Raw genomic sequence first — 18,030 nt, forward strand, 5'->3', positions numbered from 1 at the left:
ACACTGGATCAGATTGAATACACTTTCGAATCAAAACTCCACTTAACACATTTACCTAACTATAGTTTACCTGAATCAATCAAAGATGTACAAAGTCATTTTTTAAATATTTGAACAAATGAAGATCAAGGTTCGAGAATAGGAAAATAAAAGCCAATCCAAGGTCAGATCACAATCAACTCGGCATAAATCACTTAGAAACAAATAAAAATGACATTGACATATATTAATTGCATTTTTATTACAAGATAGAACCCATTTCTGCAAACAATTTCTACTTTTCACGGTTTTAAAACCTAGTGTAAATATTCATCGTTTGAATCACATCTTTGACATGCGAAAAATTAATAAAATTTTGATTGCAAACCGTGGCGAAATTGCCATTCGTATCATGCGAACTTGCCGTGAAATGGGAATCTCAACTGTAGCAGTGTTTTCTGATGCCGACCGTACCTCAATGCACGTTCGATACGCCGACGAAGCTTATCATATTGGTCCCGCATCTTCTGCTGAGAGCTATTTAAATGCGGATAAAATAATTGAAGTTGCCTTGAAGGTGAAAGCCGATGCCATTCATCCCGGATATGGTTTTTTATCCGAAAATTCTGTATTTGCAAGAAAATGTGCCGACAATGACATCAAATTTATCGGCCCCTCGCCCGAAGTTATTAACCAGATGGGCGATAAGATCCAGGCCCGTTTAACCATGATTGCTGCAGGTGTTCCGGTTGTTCCCGGAACCACAGAAAGTGTTAAGACAGAAAAGGATGCTCTGGAGACAATCCGAAAAATTGGCCTTCCTGTTATGGTTAAAGCTTCTGCCGGAGGTGGCGGAAAAGGGATGCGGTTGATCACTGAAGAAAAAGATATCGTTTCGTTGGTCAGATCGGCCCGGTCAGAAGCCAAATCGTCATTTGGAAATGATGCCGTTTATGTTGAAAAATATATTTCATCACCTCACCACATCGAATTTCAGGTTTTAGGTGATCAGCACGGAAATTTCGTTCATTTGTTCGAGCGCGAATGTTCTGTTCAACGCAGGCATCAAAAGATGATAGAAGAAACACCTTCGCCACTGATGACAACAGAGCTTCGGAAAAAAATGGGTGAATATGCAGTGGAAGCAGCGCGCGCAGTAAATTATGAAGGTGCCGGAACCATTGAATTTTTGGTTGACAATGACCGGAATTTTTTCTTTCTGGAGATGAATACGCGATTACAGGTAGAACACCCAATTACAGAACGTGTAACCGGAATTGATTTGGTAAAGCAGCAAATTTTAATTGCCGAAGGTCAACCACTATCGTTTACTCAGGAAAAACTAAGACAATCGGGTCATGCTATTGAGTGTCGCGTTTATGCTGAAGATTCGGAAAATAATTTCATGCCAAATCCGGGCAAAATTCACAACATTACTGAACCATTGGGATTTGGAGTCCGCACAGATGGTTATGTTTATGAAGGATATGAAATTCCAATCCACTACGACTCAATGATTTCTAAATTAATCGTTTGGGCCGAAAACAGAAATGAAGCAATCGCGCGAATGAAAAGAGCGCTTTACGAGTATAAAATAACCGGCGTGAAAACTTCCATCAAGTTTCTGGAACGAATAATGGATACAGAAGACTTCAAAAGTGGAAATTACGACACCAACTTTATTGAGAAAAACAAAGGTATTCTGTTATCCGATGAAAAATGTCCGGACGATTGCGAAGACATGATCATTATTGCGTCCTACATTGAATATCTCGACAGGCTTAACATTGCTCAGACCTCAAAAGAAATGTATCCTGCACAAAACCGATGGAAAAAATACACCTACCAAAAAAACTTTGAACGCTTATAATCAATTATAAAACATGTCGATAGAAATAAAAATAGATAAAAGAATTGCTTCAGTAGAAATATTAAAACAATTTGAGAACCTTCTCGAAATCAAAGTTGATGACAAAATATATCAGGTCGATTTAATGCACAACGATGAAGGTATATTTTCGATTCTGGCTAACGGGCATTCGTTTAACATTGAGCTAGTTCCGCAAACAAAGCCGAAGCTTTATACTGCTTATACCTTATACGATACGTACAACATTGAAATTATTGATGCTGAATCGCGTTATCGAAGAAACCGTTCAGGGGTATCACCACTGGCTTCTGAAAACTCCATTATTTCTCCAATGCCAGGAAAAGTGGTTAAAATTCAGGTTAAACAGGGCGACGAAGTTAAGCTGGGCGACACGCTTATAACTATTTCTGCCATGAAAATGGAAAGTGAATATAAGTCGCCAAAGGACGGAAAGATTGCCAAAATTAATGTCAACGAAGGAAGTACCGTTGATGCCAATCAAGTATTAATAGAAATCGTTTAAAATCAGAACATATGGATTTAAAAGCCAAATTTGATCAATTTGAATTACTTAATCAGCAGGCTGAATCAGGAGGAGGAACTGAACGAGTTGAAAAGCAACACAGTTCAGGCAAAAAAACAGCACGCGAACGTATCGAAATTCTTCTCGATCCGGGTACCTTTAACGAAATTGACAAAATGGTTACTCACCGGGCAACAGATTTCGGTATCGACAAACAAAAAATTCCGGGAGATGGACTGGTTTCGGGCTATGGTAAAATTGAAGGACGATTGGTTTATGTTTTCGCTCAGGATTTTACTGTTTTTGGAGGCACTTTAAGCCGCACAAATGCCGATAAAATTCTAAAAATTCAGGATCTGGCTGTAAAAATGGGTGCGCCATTGATTGGCCTTAACGACTCTGGAGGCGCCCGTATTCAGGAAGGCGTTGAAAGTCTGGCAGGTTACGCCGACATTTTTTATAACAATGTTCTTTGCTCGGGTGTCATCCCACAGATAAGTGCGATACTCGGCCCTTGTGCCGGTGGAGCGGTATACTCGCCAGCTTTGACCGATTTTATTTTTATGGTCGAGAAAACCAGTCACATGTTTGTTACTGGTCCAGAAGTGATCAAAACAGTGACTCATGAAGATGTTACCAAAGAAGAACTTGGAGGTGCTATAACACATGCTTCTAAAAGTGGAGTTGCACATTTCACTGGAAGCGACGAAGAAACTACACTTATGATGGTTCGTGAGTTGATGAGTTTTCTCCCGTCAAATAATATGGAAGAACCACCTTCTAAAATATGCACGGACCCTGAAGATCGTACTGATGCTTCCTTAAATGAAGTTGTTCCGGTTGATCCAAATAAACCTTACGACATTAAAGACATCATCCTTAAGATAATTGACGATGAGCATTTTCTGGAAGTTCAGCCACATTACGCTGCAAATATTGTCATTGGATTTGCACGAATGGGTGGAAAATCGATTGGAATTGTTGCCAATCAACCAGCTCACCTTGCAGGAGTACTCGACATTAATTCCTCATCAAAAGCCGCTCGGTTTGTACGTTTCTGCGATGCATTTAATATCCCTTTAGTAACCTTGGTCGATGTTCCTGGATTTTTGCCCGGAACTGGTCAGGAATTTGGAGGGATCATCAAACACGGAGCCAAATTATTGTATGCTTTTGCTGAAGCTACTGTACCTAAAATTACCCTGATTACCCGCAAAGCCTATGGTGGCGCATACGATGTGATGTCGAGCAAACACATTGGCGGAGATGTAAACATGGCCTACCCCACCGCTGAAATTGCTGTTATGGGACCAGATGGTGCAATTAATATTTTGTACCGTGGAAAATTATCGGACAATGAAAAAGCTGATGCTGTTTTGGATTACCGCGAAAAATTTGCAAATCCATACCGCGCTGCGGCACTCGGATACATTGATGAAATCATTTTACCACAGGATACCCGACACAAAATTATTCAGGCATTGAATATGACTCATAATAAGCGGAAGTCGAATTTACCACGCAAACACGGAAATATTCCGCTCTAATAGTCTCAAAGTAAAAATAGAAAGGCAAAAGGATGTTCGTAATGTCCTTTTGCCTTTTATTTTGGTTTACAAATTTAATAGAACTTCCTGCTTTTGTGTGCGTAAAACCAAATACACTTCATGCAAAAGGAGGTTTATTATGGAAACCCGAAACATTAAAAATTATCAATTCGCTATTGGTTTGAGTCTTGTTTTTATCGGAATATTGATCTTTTCATTTCTTACGGATCCAGTGAGATATTTTGGATTTATCTTTATTATCGGTGCAGCTGTTTATTTCATCAATAGTAATACGCCAAAAGCCATCAATAGAAATAGTACCCGCAAATTCAGAAGTCGAACACGTGATCAGATTTTAAGACATCAACATCGAGCCAATCGATAAAGTCAGTTTTACTGGCTATTTGAGTTTATGATACTTACAGGAATCTAAATATAAATCCTTAAGGATCTGAAATCATCTCTGAAATAATAGTTTTTCAATGTTACGACGACAAGATGCCGCAATGAAAGGTTCAGCGATTGCTTTCTGCATCAATTCGTGATTTTCATTCTTACTGTGGAAAATTGAAAAAACCTGACTTACTGAAAGACTTTCGGGGTTGCTTTCAACTCGGATTATTTCATCGCCCGTTTTAACTTCACCCGGCAATAGAACACGAACATATACGCCCGGATAGGGCAACGTCCAAAAATCTGAAACCACTGACTGATCACCAAATCGCACGCCAAGCTTAAAACATGGCTGACGGGGCTGGGTTACTTGTACAACAGCACCCCCAATTTGAAAGCGATCACCAATCCTGATTTCAGATTCACTTAATCCACTCACAGTCAAATTTTCGCCAAACATACCCCATTTCCAATCCTGATTTGGGTATTTATTTTGCCAGAACGGATAATGATCTGCCGAATACAAATAACAAGCCTTGTCAGATCCGCCATGATACCGACGATCAATAACATGATCGTTAACCACATCTTCAAAGCCTAAAAAAATTGGATTGTTAACGGCATATTTGTAAATACCTGTTTCAACTTTCTGACCTTGCCATTCAATGGTCGTTGGCTTTGCTATGTTGGTAGATATGATTTTCATAGGTTATTCCTCATCCAAAATCTCCTGAACCCGCCCAACCTCACTGGTTTCGAGCCTTACTTTTATTCCGTGCGGATGATTAGCTGAGTTTGTCAACAAATTTTTCACCACACCTTCAGTCAGTTCTCCTGTTCTCTGGTGATGTTTCTGTACGATATTGACCAATAATCCAGGCTTTACATCAGAGCGTTTTCTTCCGTCCATAATCAAGTTTTTATACACACAAAAGAACAAAAAATATTGTCAAACGAAACAAAGGCAACTTTATTAACGAACAAAAGCCAATCCAATGAAAGGCTTTCGTTCTTCAAAATAAAAAACAAACTGCTACGACTAATTATACATTCAAGGTCAAGTATTTTAAAAATTCTTCTTTGCGAAGTGGATCTTTAAATACACCACCGTACTCAGCAGTTATTGTAGAACTTCCTTCATCTTGAATTCCGCGCGAAGAAACACATAAATGCTTTGCATCAATGATTACTGCCACGTCCTCAGTTTTAAGAATACGTTTCAGCTCATTGGCTATTTGAACAGTTAGGCGTTCCTGTACTTGTGGCCTCCGTGCAAAATAATCGACAACCCTGTTTATTTTCGACAAACCAATTACCTGACCACTTGACACATAAGCCACATGAGCCCTTCCAACAATAGGCAGAAAATGATGTTCGCAAGTCGAATTCAGGTTTATATTCTTTTCAACCAACATTTCGCCGTACTTGAACTTGTTTTCGAACACCGAAATTTTAGGTTTGTTTTCAGGATTGAGTCCTGAAAATATTTCTTTGACAAACATTTTTGCAACGCGATGCGGGGTTCCATTTAAACTATCATCTTTCAGGTCAAGTCCCAAAACATCCATTATTTCACGAAACTTATCTTCAATTAAGAGCATTTTCTGGTCATCGCTGAGCAAAAAAGCATCATCACGCATAGGCGTTTCCAATGAAGTTGCAACATGATTATCTCCAATCAGATCGTGGCCGTTATTTTTGGAATTATTTAGAGGCAAGTGCGTTCCATTCAATTTTGGCCTTGCCGTTTCTGTTTTTAAAAATCCACTTACTTTCATATTCAAACCTCCTTAAATTAAATTGCTTATATCACTAAAACAGCAAATTTTATTTTTTGTTTAAACTTTAGCATATTTATTTAAACAATATTTCAACAACACAAATCAAAACACTAATTATGTGATTGTTATATAAAATTGAACGAAATAATATTCTTAATATCTATTCAACTTCAATTAGGATTTAAACATCCTGAAGTCATATTTAGTTTAGATTTTGTGAAGAAAGTAAACAAAAAAAAGACCGTCCCTGACAGACAGTCTTCACAACCACAAAAATAATAAACCATTAATCGGGAGAAACGACACCAACTCCCTCAACTTTCTTATATACTTTAGGCTCACCCTTATATCTTATTTTTCCAAAACCACTGATCGTAGCATTCAATGATTCAGTTGCATAAACACTTCCGGCGCCAACTCCTTCTATTCGAATATCACAATCTTTTGTTTTAAGATCAATTGCATCCAAATAGCCGGCACCCGAAATAGTTGCATCAAGTTCGTCAGCAATACCGTCAAACTCAAATTTTACGCCACCCTCCCCGATCACCTTTACTTTATTGGCTTTCATGTTCATTTCAACAGTTGCTCCACCTTCAACATGGAGGTAGAAATCTTTTAAATCGACATATCCTTTCGTTTCTAAACTAATACCACCTTGAATTTCAAGCTTTTCGAGATCGGCAAAAGTGATATAAAGAATTAATTCATCAAAATTGAAATGCTTTTTTACAATTTTCAAACTTAGCGACTGAGTATCCGATTGAACATCAATGTATTTAAAATTATCTTCATCGGTTTTTATTCTTAAGCCAGATTGAGTTCCCTGTTCAAGAATTACTTTAAAAGCGCCTTCCAGATAAATTTTTGTAAACGGCTGAATGCTATAAGTTCGGGTATTGGTGTCATCCCATGACTGCTGAACAGGCATAACCGGTGATGCAATAAGTTTGGATACCAACATCCCAAGAGCAAAAACAAGGCTGGTTAATCGCAGGAGATACATAAGTTTTCGATTTAAAGTTTTCTGTTTCTGAATCAAAACTAGACAAACGAGTTCCTACTGCTATTATCTTTTCGATGAATAGCTGATTTTCTTAGGTGAAATGAAATTTTCAGGGAATAGCCCGCTTTACTCAGATAAATAAAACTGATTGTTTTGATTATTATTCCTCTGGGGCTGGTTTGTTTTGAATTAGTTTCTTCGCAAGTAACAAGAAATAAGAAGACAAAAGCATGCCAATAATTAATATGACGAAATCTAAAATTCGAATGGGGTGACTTTCCGCAATCTTAATGCTAACAGTTGCTCCAACAAAAATTAAAATTCCAAAAAGCGGGAATAAAATAACCGGCTTTTCCGATTTCTTAAACAAAACAACTAGCAAGAACCAAGCTAAGCCGATACCAACACCCAAAATAGTCTGATCAATATATCCTTCAGCGTATTTGAGGAAACCATAAACTATGGGAGGAAACGACAGGACATACAAGAAACGGAAAATACTTCCGACCAAACGTTGGTAATGGTAAGCAGTTGTCGTTTGAGGAAACAGGGTTAACCTAGTATTTCTACTGTTTTGAAATTCAGGAGCCAACAAATCCTGCTCTGAGTGAATCAGTTGGCGTTCAATGGCAATTTTAACGGCAGCATTTCTCGCATTCTCCTGATAATCCTTTTGATTCTTTAAGATTTCCAGAATCTGAGCATCAGTATGGCTCGAATATCGCTCATAAAAATTTATTGACCTTGAATTTACCTGATTAGAATTGCCCATATCGTTTTTTACAAAAATAAACCTTTGATTTTTGATTCGATGAATCCAATACAAATTTACACTTGACTGATTTCCTAAATTTACGCTGCATTTTATTCTTCAAAAATACCTTTTCCCTGCCTGATCACTACGGGAATTTCTTCAGTACAATCAACAATGGTTGACGGAATGTTGTCACCATATCCACCATCAATTACCAAATCTGCAAAATCAGAAAATCGTTCATGAATCAATTCCGGGTCTGTTGAATATTCTATAATTTCATCGTCATCATGGATTGAAGTTGACATAATCGGATTTCCAAGTTCCTTCGCGATTTCGATGATAATTGAATTATCTGGTATTCGAACTCCAACAGTTTTCTTTTTCCCTTTGAAATATTTGGGAACATTATTATTTGCATTCAATATAAATGTGAACGGACCTGGCAAATAGGTTTTCAACATTTTAAAAACCTGATTTGAAACCGGCTTTGAGAAACCTGACAAATGACTTAAGTCGCTGCATATGAATGAAAAATTAGATTTTTCGACTTGCACATTCTTATATCGGGCAATTTTCTCAACAGCCTTTGCGTTGGTTATATCACAGCCCAAACCATAAACGGTATCTGTAGGATAAATTATAATTCCTCCATTTCTCAACACCTCAACTACTTGTCGGACATCTTTGGGGTTTGGATTTTCAGGATAGATTTTTAACAACATTTTGAAACCTCCATTTTCTTACGGTGTAAATTTAGTTATTTTGGCACGGTTTCTAACTTAATTTATAAAATATGAACAAAGAGTTCGTTGTAACCGAAGATGGTTCACACACCATATATCTACCAGAAATGGACGAACATTATCATTCAACACATGGAGCAATTCAGGAATCATTGCATATATATATTAATCAGGGCCTATTTCAAGTACCAAAACAAGAAATATCGATTCTTGAAATTGGGTTTGGAACCGGATTAAATGCCTATCTTACCTTTGCTTATGGCAACCGCAAACTGCTAAATATTAACTACTTTAGCATTGAAAAATATCCATTAACCGAAACAGACTACCTGAAATTAAACTATCCCGAAAACATCTTCCCGGAATATTCTGATGTATTTGAAAAATTACATCGGGCAGAATGGAATTCAGTAGTTAAAATTTCTCCTGAATTTTCACTACAAAAAGTTCATGCCGATCTATTATCATTTGAATTCAATTCGTTACCACAATTTGACCTGGTTTATTACGATGCCTTTGCCCCTGGGAAACAACCTGAAATGTGGACAGATGAAATTATTCGGGAAGTGGCTTCCTCGGTTAGTAAAGACGGTATTCTGGTAACTTATTGCGCCAAAGGATCAGTAAGAAGGGCATTTTCGGCAGCCGGTTTTCTAATGGAGCGAATTCCGGGCCCCATTGGGAAAAAAGAAATACTGAGAGGGAAAAAGACTATTTAAGAACTTCGCTACTAATAAAAAATAATCTATATTCGTAACCTGAAATCCAAATATTGCTAATGTCTGATTATCAGTTCAAAGATAAATTAGAAGAGTTCTCATATTCATTAGGGTTGACCATTTCGTCCAATCTCATACAGTCGGGAGTTAAAGAGATAAATTCTCTGCAATTTTTAGCCGGACTTCAGGATACATATGCCGGAAATAAGCCAAAAATTTCGATGGATGATGCAAACCATAATTTACAGGAATTCATGTTGGCGAATAATGATGAAGAAGCGAATAGAAACCTGGAAAAGGGACTTTTATATCTCCTAAATAATGTTCATAATGAGGGAGTCGTCGAAACTGAATCAGGGTTGCAATATAAAATTTTGAAGGAAGGTTACGGCAAATCACCTACCATTGATGACCAGATAAAATGCGATTATCATGGAATCCTGCTTGACGGCACTGTATTCGACAGTACTATCGAGAGAAGACAACCGGCTATCTTTCCGGTTAATGCGGTTATTCGTGGGTGGGCTGAAGCTTTACTTTTAATGACTGTTGGAGCCAAATGGAGACTGTTTATTCCATCTAATCTGGCTTATGGAGAAGAAGGTACCGGAGGTTTGATTGGGCCCAATGCGACCTTAATTTTTGATGTTGAATTATTGGAAATTGTTTAATTAATTATATAAAAATAACACATGAAGCTAAGAACATTATTTTACGCTACAGCGCTTGTATTAACAGTTGGAGTAGCAGGATGCCAAAACTCAGGAAAAAAAAGTGAAATAAAACTCACAAACAACAATGACTCGGTAAGTTATGCGCTTGGAGTACTCATCGGAGAAAATAACAAGCAACAAATGAAAAGTGCTCCAGGAGTAGACCAATTGAACAAAGAGATAATTCTTGCTGCTTTTGAAAAAGCATTTTCGGGTGACTCCGTTCAGATTAAACCAGAGAAAGCCAATGCTGCTATCCAGGCATTTTTTGCTAAGGCTTCAAAAGGTGAAGGTGAGAAAAACCAAAAAGCTGGTGAAGAATTTCTTGCGTCAAATAAAACTAAATCTGGTGTAGTTACTCTTCCCAGCGGACTTCAATATGAAATAATAAAAGCCGGAACTGGTCCAAAACCAACAGCTGAAGATCAGGTAAAATGTCATTATACCGGAACTACTATTGATGGAAAAGTTTTTGACAGTTCAGTTCAACGTGGTGAACCAGCTGTATTCCCTGTAAACAGAGTTATCCCTGGATGGACAGAAGCATTACAACTGATGCCAGTCGGTTCTAAATGGAAATTATACATCCCGGCAGCTTTAGCTTATGGCGAAAGAGGTGCAGGACAAGATATCAAACCAAATTCAACACTTATTTTCGAAGTTGAATTACTCGAAATTGAAAAAAAGTAATTAATCTTTCATATTGTAAAACACTCTTGCATTCAAATATGCAAGAGTGTTTTTATTTCTGCTAACAAATACAAAAAACACTATGAGCATGCAGGTAAAAGGCACTCTACTCCAGATTTTGAAGCTCGAATCAGGAGTGAGTAAAGCCGGTAAAGAATGGAAAAAACAAGATTTTGTTATTGAAACCAATGAGCAATTTCCTAAAAAAGTATGTTTTACGCTTTTTGGCGATAAAATAAGCTTAATCGACGGGATCAGTGAAGGAACAGAGATCGAAGTATTTTTCTCGCTTGAATCGCGCGATTTCAATGGGAAATGGTACCACAATATAAATGCATGGAAAATTGAAAATGCAGGAGCTGCCAGTTCTGCTAGAAACTTTCCGCCAGAATTTACATCAGGAGATATTCCACCGGAACCAGGCGATGATTCGGGCAACGACTTACCTTTCTAAAAGAAAAAGAGGCAACATTCAAAATTGAATATTGCCTCTTTTTCTTTTAGAACTTCAGGTTTTCACAATTTTAGATTTCGACCAAACCATTTTTCAATGCAAATACTATAACTTCAATCATATTACCTGCCCCAACTTTTTCCATAAGCCGGGTCCGGTATTTTTCAACAGTTCGATCTGATATTGAAAGTCTGTCAGCTATATTTTTAATCGGCAAACCCTCCATTGACAAACATAACACCTGATTTTCCCTGTCCGTAAAGAACGTGTTTTTATGATTTTGTATACTCAGCTTCTTTTGTTTAAAGATGTTCGTAATCTTTTCACCTAACGCATCCGTAACTTTAATATTTTCGCGTTTTAGCAGACCATTTACTTCAGCAATAAGCAAATCACTATCCATTCCCGGATGAGCTTCCATAGCGGCATAAAAGAACCCAATAAACAGTGTGTAATTTGAAAATTTTTCGAATTCTGAAACAACAAGTTTCATTTGGATTTCACCACCACTCTTTCGGTTTAGTTTTACTATTCCGTTGAAGATCTCGGTTCTATCAGATATATATTGGGTTATAGCACCTTGTAGTTTCTCGATTGAAGTAGAATCAATAAACCGATCAATTCCAATACTCGTCAAATCTTCGTTACCGATATTTAGTAAATTTCGGAATGCTGAATTCGCTTTATAAATTTTATTTCCGCCAAAAATCAACATTCCAATCGGAGATAGATCGAACAATCGAATAAACTCACGGTGCGAATCCTCTCTGATCGTCCTGAACTTTTCGAGGCGTCTTTCTATCGTCTTTAATAAATCAGAATTACTAAATGGCTTCACGATATAATCATCGGCACCAAGTGACATTCCATACCTAATATCTTCCAAATCTGAACTACCGGTTATGAAAATAAATGGGATCCTATTCAAAATTTTACTTTCTTCTAATACTTTGTAAACCTGATATCCATCCAAAGGCCCCATATTGATATCGCACAATATCAAATCAGGATTATATTCGAATGCTTTCTGTATGCCTGCGGCTCCATTATCAACGAAACAAACATCATATTTACTAAAAGCAAGTACATTCTGAATTGTAACACCAAATTGTTGGTCGTCCTCAATTATCAATATCTTCGTTTGGAATTGCATAAAATTTTGTTATTCCTAAATTTCATTTTCCGATCTGCAATCATCACAGATTAACGCAAAACTCAATTACAATAATTCTAAAATTACAGCAACTTTATTCTGAGTTAAATTAAACAAAATTTATTGATTTAAAAATCAAACAAAGAATCATTTTACTTCTAAAAAACGCATTGCAATCACAATTCAATGAGGCCATTAAACGAATCAATTGAAAGCATTTAACGCCCAGCCCTTAATTATCACGCCACGAACTCTGTTTTGAAACCTTCAAGTCGCGCAGGATTGCCGAACTGGCCGACAAATTAAAACTGTAACTTTTTCGGTCACCAAAAGGAACAAAATTAAACGACATCGTCCAGCAGTGTAATGTTCGGCTTACATTTACAGTAGTAAATGAAAATTTCATGGCCTGAACATCAAAATTGGTATTCATGTCCAGTTGCCATTTATCGGTCAGACTTAGCTTTCCGCCAAAGTTTAAACTTTGATTAATGGTTGTAGTTGGTTTCGCTATTTTGGTAGTACTATTATAAACGTATGTTTTATTGTAGTAAAACGAATAATCAAACCTAAAGCTCCATGGCATATTAAAGACAACATATTCAGGTTCGTCGCTCTTTACTGTTTTTTCTTCAGGACTCTTGTTTTTATCGGTTTCTGCAGCCGGCTTTTCTTTTTTCGAATCAAAATTCATCCCGAAGGACATATTGGCATTGGTTAGTCTGCCAAGCTTATTCAGTCCGTTTTTATGACTCCAAACATATTCATCAATAACCCGACCCGCCGAGTTTACCATATACGGATTCAGATTGGCGCCCATATTAACACTGATACCTTTAATTGTCGTTCGGGCCGAAATACCAATCGGACTCAGTTTAAACGAATCAGCAATCATATTATACGAAGTATTGGCACTGATATCAATAATCTTAACCTTTTTATATTTTGGCTTTTCATCCTTCGAGGCAATCGAATCGCTCACCTCCAACACTTTGGCTTCCAAATTATTATTGAGATTGAAACTAATTGCGCCACTTTCGCCCATTCCGGCAGAACCAAAGACACCATTTTCAAAGTGGTTGTAATAATTAACTTTTCCACTACCATCGATGTAACTACCCCAGAATCCAAATTTTTTCTGACCAAAATCAGGAGTATAACTAAAACTAGCCGAAGGTGTGATCTTGTGCCTGATTGCTTTGATGCGTGAATTTGGATTACGCATGGTGTACATACCATAAATATTGGTTGATGTACTTATACTGTAAGAATAATTGTAATTCCGGCGAAACGAATAAATGGTATCAATCATCACATGATCTGTCCGAGGCGAAACGTAGGTACTATTCGGATCGTACCGTTTGTTTATGTAGCTTGTATACCACCGTTCCGAGTAATTAAAGCTTGGGCTTAAATTAATATATTTCAACAGATTAAACGAAGGCAAAGAAATTGGTATAGAATGTTGCCAACCATTTTGCCAATCCTTAATAAGTGATTGTTTCAAAAAGTCCTTTTCTTTAACATTCGAGATCGAGTTTTTAATGTTACCCGAGTAGCTGAAACTGATTTTTTCGTACCATCTTACTGGACCAATCCTATTTTTTACCTTAAACGGATTAATCTTCGACATATTGAATGTCAATTCAGGCAAACTCAAAGAAATCGTTGTATCACGCGAATTTTGAGAGTGACGAAGGTTTACCGACATATTGAACGGGCTATTCTCGAATTTCTTCGTATACGAAATACTCGATGATTTTTGAGTCTGCAAATAAGTCTGAACCGAAGTCGCATTATTCATATAAGTATTTTCTTTGTCAAACGAGCTGGTCGACAAATTTACACTTGCAGAAAATGTACGATTGGGATTAGCCTTTGAATCTTGCGAATGTGACCAGGCCAGACTAAATCCACGTGTTGTTCTGGCATCGGGCAATGGTTGTTCCGAATATTTATTTAGGTTATAACTAAAGTCTAAACTTCCACTGAATTTATACCTCACCTTATAATTCGAATGCAACTTTGTTGCCCACGATCCCTTCGAATAAATATCGCCCCGAAGAGCCAGATCAAAATGGTCGCTTGCAGCCCAATAATATCCACCTTCACGCAAAAAGAATCCGCGCGTTTGCTCTTCGCCATAGGTCGGGATCAAAATACCAGAAGTATAAGTTGTTGAATTGGGAAAATATCCAAAAGGGATCATTGGAAAATAAATCGGAAAATCTTCCAGAACCATATAAGCCGGACCAGTAATAATTTTCTTATTTGAGATAACCTTTGCTTTGGTCATTCGAAGGTAAAAATGAGGGTGTTCTGCATCGCAAGTGGTATATTTACCTTTTTCCAGGATAAATTCATCTTTACTTATCTTCTTGGTCAAATCACTGTGTACAAACCCATCGCCCTGGGTAGTCTTCACATCAGTAATAAACCCCTTTTGTGTTTCGAAATTATACCTCATCGTTTTCGATTCAAACTCCTCATCACCTTCTTTAAACACAGGAGTTCCAACAATTGTCCCGGTTGAGTCAGGTAAGCCTTCTGCATAAACTTCCTTGCTGACCAGATCAAGCATAATGTAGTCTGCCTTTAGTTCAATATTTTGATAATTGATTACCGCATTTTTGTACATGTACATTTTCTGGTTCTCGAAATCAGGAATAATTGAATCGGCCGCCGAATAGGTAATAATAGCCTCAAGCAAAGGTTTAGCTACCGAATCAGTAGACTCTTTAATCGGCAAAACCGGAATTGAATCATTGCTAAGAATTGATGTCGAATCATTAACAAGAACTGGAATTACAGAAATCGTATCGGATTTCTGATTCAGCTGACCGAACGAGGAAAGCGCAACTAAAAATAATATATTTGTAAGCAGATTTTTTATCAAAACTACAGTTTATAAGAGTATGAACACATTTGCTGTTCGGTTTGCAAAAATATAAATAAGGTCTATACCTAAACGTCAAGAAATGTAAAATAATTTTAATATTTATATTTTTGTACGTTCATTCAACTTGAATACGATGAAGTTTTACTATTTCAAGCATATATTACTGTTACTAATCAGTCTTTTCATCTCCGGAAATTCTTTTTCAGCGCCAACTGTTAAAGAAAATAGTAAACAAATGGTTGTTGTAATCGATCCGGGTCATGGTGGAAAAGATCCGGGAGCAGTCTCAAAGGGTATTCAGGAAAAAGATGTTGTTCTTGGAATTGGACTTAAGTTGGGCAAATATATATCCGAAAATTTTTCGGATGTGAAAGTTGTTTTTACCCGTAATACTGATGTTTTCGTTCCATTGATCGACCGATCCAGAATTGCCAATAGAAATAAAGCCGATTTGTTTATTTCTCTTCATGCCAATACCTGCGGTACTCCATCCCTCAGGGGAACAGAAACTTTTGTATTAGGTCTTCACCGATCGAATGATAACCTTGATGTTGCCAAAAAAGAAAACTCAGTAATCTTAATGGAGGATAATTACAGACAAACTTATGAAGGGTTTGACCCAAATTCTTCCGAATCATACATCATGTTTGAAATGGTTCAGGATAATTATCTGGATCAAAGTTTATCGTTTGCAGATGATATTCAGCGTCAATTCAAATCGCGACTTGAAAGTTCGAACAGGGGAGTAAAACAAGCCGGATTCCTGGTTCTGCGTGAGTCATCCATGCCAAGTGTTTTGGTTGAAACCGGTTTTGTGAGTAATCAAGCTGAAGCCAATTATTTGAAGAGCGATGAAGGACAACATGTAATTGCCAGTTCAATTCTTGACGCATTCCGAAGATTCAAAATTAAAAGTTCAGGAACAATGGCTTCTACGCGTCATACGGCCAATTCTTCAACAAAACCAGACACTTCGGCACTAACTGCATTATCTGAAAAGAAAAAAGAAATTAGTCCAGAAGAGACGACTACTGAAAATAAGTCAGAGTCTGCAAAAAAGATTGTAACCGAAAAAACCAAGTCGGCTGCAGAACCAATTGTAAAGATTGATTCGTTGTCTGACAATGAATTAGCAAGCAGCAACGTTTATTATAGTGTGCAAATTGGGGCTAATACGATACCAATAGAACCTTCAGCAAACAATTTCAAGGGATTAAAAGAGGTCAGAAGAGAAAAAACGGATAAATACTACCGGTATTACATCGGAAAAGAATCATCGATGGAAAATATAACACCAATACTTCAAAAGATTAAATTGAAATTTTCACAGGCATTTATTGTCTACTTTATTGATGGCAAACGCACTATCATCAATACGAACTCCAATTAACAGATCAGGAAAAAACCGATTGAATAAAAACGATTTGGTTAACTGATTAATGCTGCATAGCTTTGTATAAGGGAAACAGAAATTTACAGGACAAATGATTAAGATTTCGAAATACACCAAATTGGGCTTTTTAGTTATAGCCTGTTTAGCCATCCTTGTTTGGGGCACAAATTTTTTGAAAGGCATTGACATATTAAAACGAAACACCAATTATTACGTTGTTTACGATAAAATCGATGGACTACTCAAGTCAAGTTCAATTACGATCAACGGCTATCAGGTTGGACAGGTTTCAGACATAGAACTGATGAAAGACTATTCTGGTCGTCTTTTTGTAACCTTATCTTTACAGGGAAATTATAAAATTGCCAAAGGTTCAACCGCGAAGATTGTCTCCAGCGATATCATGGGAACAAAATCCATCAAAATGGAGATCGTACATTCCGGCGAATATTATCAACCCAATGACACCATCCCTGGGGCTACGGAAGGAGATTTAAAAGAACAGGTAAGTATGCAGGTACTTCCATTAAAGAAAAAAGCCGAAGAATTAATTGCATCGTTAGACTCAGCATTAACCGTGATTACTTATGTCTTTAATGAAAAAACAAGAGCAAATCTGACCGAAAGTTTTGAAAATATCAATAGAACTGTAGCGAACATCGAATCGGCATCAGCTGAACTGAATAAAATAATAGGCAGCGGAAAAATTAACTCGATTGTAACCAATCTGGATAGCATTACCACAAAGATTAATCAAAATTCGGGACAGATAACCAACATTGTTAAAAACTTCTCATCGCTATCCGATTCACTTTCTAAACTGAATATTAGTCCGGTTTTTGCTGAAATTAGTTCATCAGTTGCCGGAATCAATAAGATCATTCAAAAACTGAATACAACCGATAGCTCTGCTGGTTTACTGATTAATGATCCTGTCCTGTACCAAAATCTGAATAATTTATCAAGTAGCCTTGATTTACTATTGAAAGATGTACGGAATAATCCGAAGCGGTATGTGCACTTTTCGGCCTTCAACATTGGTAAAGATGTTTACATTACGGCAAAACCATCAACTCCTGATGAAAAGGATCAAATCATTTACAAGGTTCATTTGATTTCCAGTCCGGCAAAATTATCAACCGAATCAGCATTTTTTAAAGGTTTGGGTAAAATCGAGGAAATGAAGGTTAGTGAAACTTACAATTATATGGCTGGAAAATCTTCTGATTTTGAAAAGATTTCTGCACTCCTCGAAACTGCCAGAATCAATTTTCCGGATGCAACTTTGGTTGCATTTAAGAATGGAAGAAAGATAAAACTTGAAAAAGCAATCAAGAAACTGCCAAATTAACTATCGAACAATGCTTATTATTATTGTTTAATTAGCTACATCCCTTTACTGGCAAGCGC

General features: G+C 37.1%; 17 protein-coding genes. 9 read left to right on the forward strand and 8 right to left on the reverse strand.

From position 1 onward, the window contains the following. The first annotated feature begins 334 nt into the window (after positions 1-334). The 3 genes from accC to AQPE_RS23770 are packed head-to-tail and all read left to right on the forward strand — an operon-like array spanning position 335 to position 3,919. The gene (accC, locus tag AQPE_RS23760; RefSeq protein WP_318348968.1) at positions 335-1,849 is read left to right on the forward strand and encodes an acetyl-CoA carboxylase biotin carboxylase subunit; all 1,515 of its coding nucleotides are present in this window, start codon (positions 335-337) and stop codon (positions 1,847-1,849) included. Between the two features lie 13 nt (positions 1,850-1,862). Then, positions 1,863-2,372: an acetyl-CoA carboxylase biotin carboxyl carrier protein subunit gene (locus tag AQPE_RS23765; protein WP_318348969.1), complete on the forward strand. Its 510-nt coding sequence runs from the start codon at positions 1,863-1,865 to the stop codon at positions 2,370-2,372. An 11-nt stretch (positions 2,373-2,383) separates the two neighbouring features. Continuing rightward, entirely contained in the window at positions 2,384-3,919 is a 1,536-nt protein-coding gene (locus AQPE_RS23770) for an acyl-CoA carboxylase subunit beta (RefSeq protein WP_318348970.1), read from the forward strand. A 457-nt stretch (positions 3,920-4,376) separates the two neighbouring features. Here the strand turns inward: AQPE_RS23770 and AQPE_RS23775 are convergent, their stop codons facing one another. The 6 genes from AQPE_RS23775 to AQPE_RS23800 form a co-directional block, all read right to left on the reverse strand. After that, a complete protein-coding gene (locus tag AQPE_RS23775) occupies positions 4,377-5,018 on the reverse strand; it encodes an MOSC domain-containing protein (RefSeq protein ID WP_318348971.1) in 642 nt (213 codons plus the stop codon). 3 nt (positions 5,019-5,021) lie between these two features. After that, a complete protein-coding gene (locus tag AQPE_RS23780; protein WP_318348972.1) occupies positions 5,022-5,222 on the reverse strand; it encodes a YwbE family protein in 201 nt (66 codons plus the stop codon). A 133-nt stretch (positions 5,223-5,355) separates the two neighbouring features. Continuing rightward, positions 5,356-6,090, reverse strand: coding sequence for a GTP cyclohydrolase I FolE (gene folE, locus AQPE_RS23785; RefSeq protein ID WP_318351339.1), 735 nt, complete (start codon positions 6,088-6,090; stop codon positions 5,356-5,358). A gap of 289 nt (positions 6,091-6,379) precedes the next feature. Then, positions 6,380-7,099: a head GIN domain-containing protein gene (locus AQPE_RS23790; protein WP_318348973.1), complete on the reverse strand. Its 720-nt coding sequence runs from the start codon at positions 7,097-7,099 to the stop codon at positions 6,380-6,382. 160 nt (positions 7,100-7,259) lie between these two features. Next, positions 7,260-7,871, reverse strand: coding sequence for a hypothetical protein (locus tag AQPE_RS23795; protein ID WP_318348974.1), 612 nt, complete (start codon positions 7,869-7,871; stop codon positions 7,260-7,262). Between the two features lie 92 nt (positions 7,872-7,963). Further along, a complete protein-coding gene (locus tag AQPE_RS23800; RefSeq protein ID WP_318348975.1) occupies positions 7,964-8,578 on the reverse strand; it encodes an L-threonylcarbamoyladenylate synthase in 615 nt (204 codons plus the stop codon). Positions 8,579-8,649: 71 nt separating this feature from the next. Between AQPE_RS23800 and mnmD the strand changes: the two genes are divergently transcribed. The 4 genes from mnmD to AQPE_RS23820 all read left to right on the forward strand — a co-directional run bounded on the left by mnmD (position 8,650) and on the right by AQPE_RS23820 (position 11,175). Next, positions 8,650-9,318, forward strand: coding sequence for a tRNA (5-methylaminomethyl-2-thiouridine)(34)-methyltransferase MnmD (gene mnmD / locus AQPE_RS23805; RefSeq protein ID WP_318348976.1), 669 nt, complete (start codon positions 8,650-8,652; stop codon positions 9,316-9,318). A 59-nt stretch (positions 9,319-9,377) separates the two neighbouring features. Then, a complete protein-coding gene (locus AQPE_RS23810) occupies positions 9,378-9,989 on the forward strand; it encodes an FKBP-type peptidyl-prolyl cis-trans isomerase (RefSeq protein ID WP_318348977.1) in 612 nt (203 codons plus the stop codon). 21 nt (positions 9,990-10,010) lie between these two features. After that, positions 10,011-10,721: an FKBP-type peptidyl-prolyl cis-trans isomerase gene (locus AQPE_RS23815; RefSeq protein ID WP_318348978.1), complete on the forward strand. Its 711-nt coding sequence runs from the start codon at positions 10,011-10,013 to the stop codon at positions 10,719-10,721. An 82-nt stretch (positions 10,722-10,803) separates the two neighbouring features. Then, positions 10,804-11,175: a DUF3127 domain-containing protein gene (locus AQPE_RS23820; protein WP_318348979.1), complete on the forward strand. Its 372-nt coding sequence runs from the start codon at positions 10,804-10,806 to the stop codon at positions 11,173-11,175. A 70-nt stretch (positions 11,176-11,245) separates the two neighbouring features. Here AQPE_RS23820 and AQPE_RS23825 read toward each other — a convergent pair whose 3' ends face one another. Then, on the reverse strand, positions 11,246-12,328 hold the full coding sequence (locus AQPE_RS23825; RefSeq protein ID WP_318348980.1) for a response regulator: 1,083 nt from the start codon (positions 12,326-12,328) through the stop codon (positions 11,246-11,248). Positions 12,329-12,560: 232 nt separating this feature from the next. After that, positions 12,561-15,224, reverse strand: coding sequence for a putative LPS assembly protein LptD (locus AQPE_RS23830; protein WP_318348981.1), 2,664 nt, complete (start codon positions 15,222-15,224; stop codon positions 12,561-12,563). A gap of 136 nt (positions 15,225-15,360) precedes the next feature. Here AQPE_RS23830 and AQPE_RS23835 point away from each other — a divergent pair, with 136 nt between their 5' ends. Together AQPE_RS23835 and AQPE_RS23840 are read left to right on the forward strand one after the other, a co-directional pair. Beyond that, positions 15,361-16,617: an N-acetylmuramoyl-L-alanine amidase family protein gene (locus AQPE_RS23835; RefSeq protein WP_318348982.1), complete on the forward strand. Its 1,257-nt coding sequence runs from the start codon at positions 15,361-15,363 to the stop codon at positions 16,615-16,617. Between the two features lie 94 nt (positions 16,618-16,711). Continuing rightward, positions 16,712-17,971, forward strand: coding sequence for an MlaD family protein (locus AQPE_RS23840; protein WP_318348983.1), 1,260 nt, complete (start codon positions 16,712-16,714; stop codon positions 17,969-17,971). Positions 17,972-18,030 lie beyond the last annotated feature (59 nt).

Origin of the sequence: Aquipluma nitroreducens (genome assembly GCF_009689585.1) — a bacterium.
GTDB lineage: Bacteria > Bacteroidota > Bacteroidia > Bacteroidales > Prolixibacteraceae > Aquipluma > Aquipluma nitroreducens.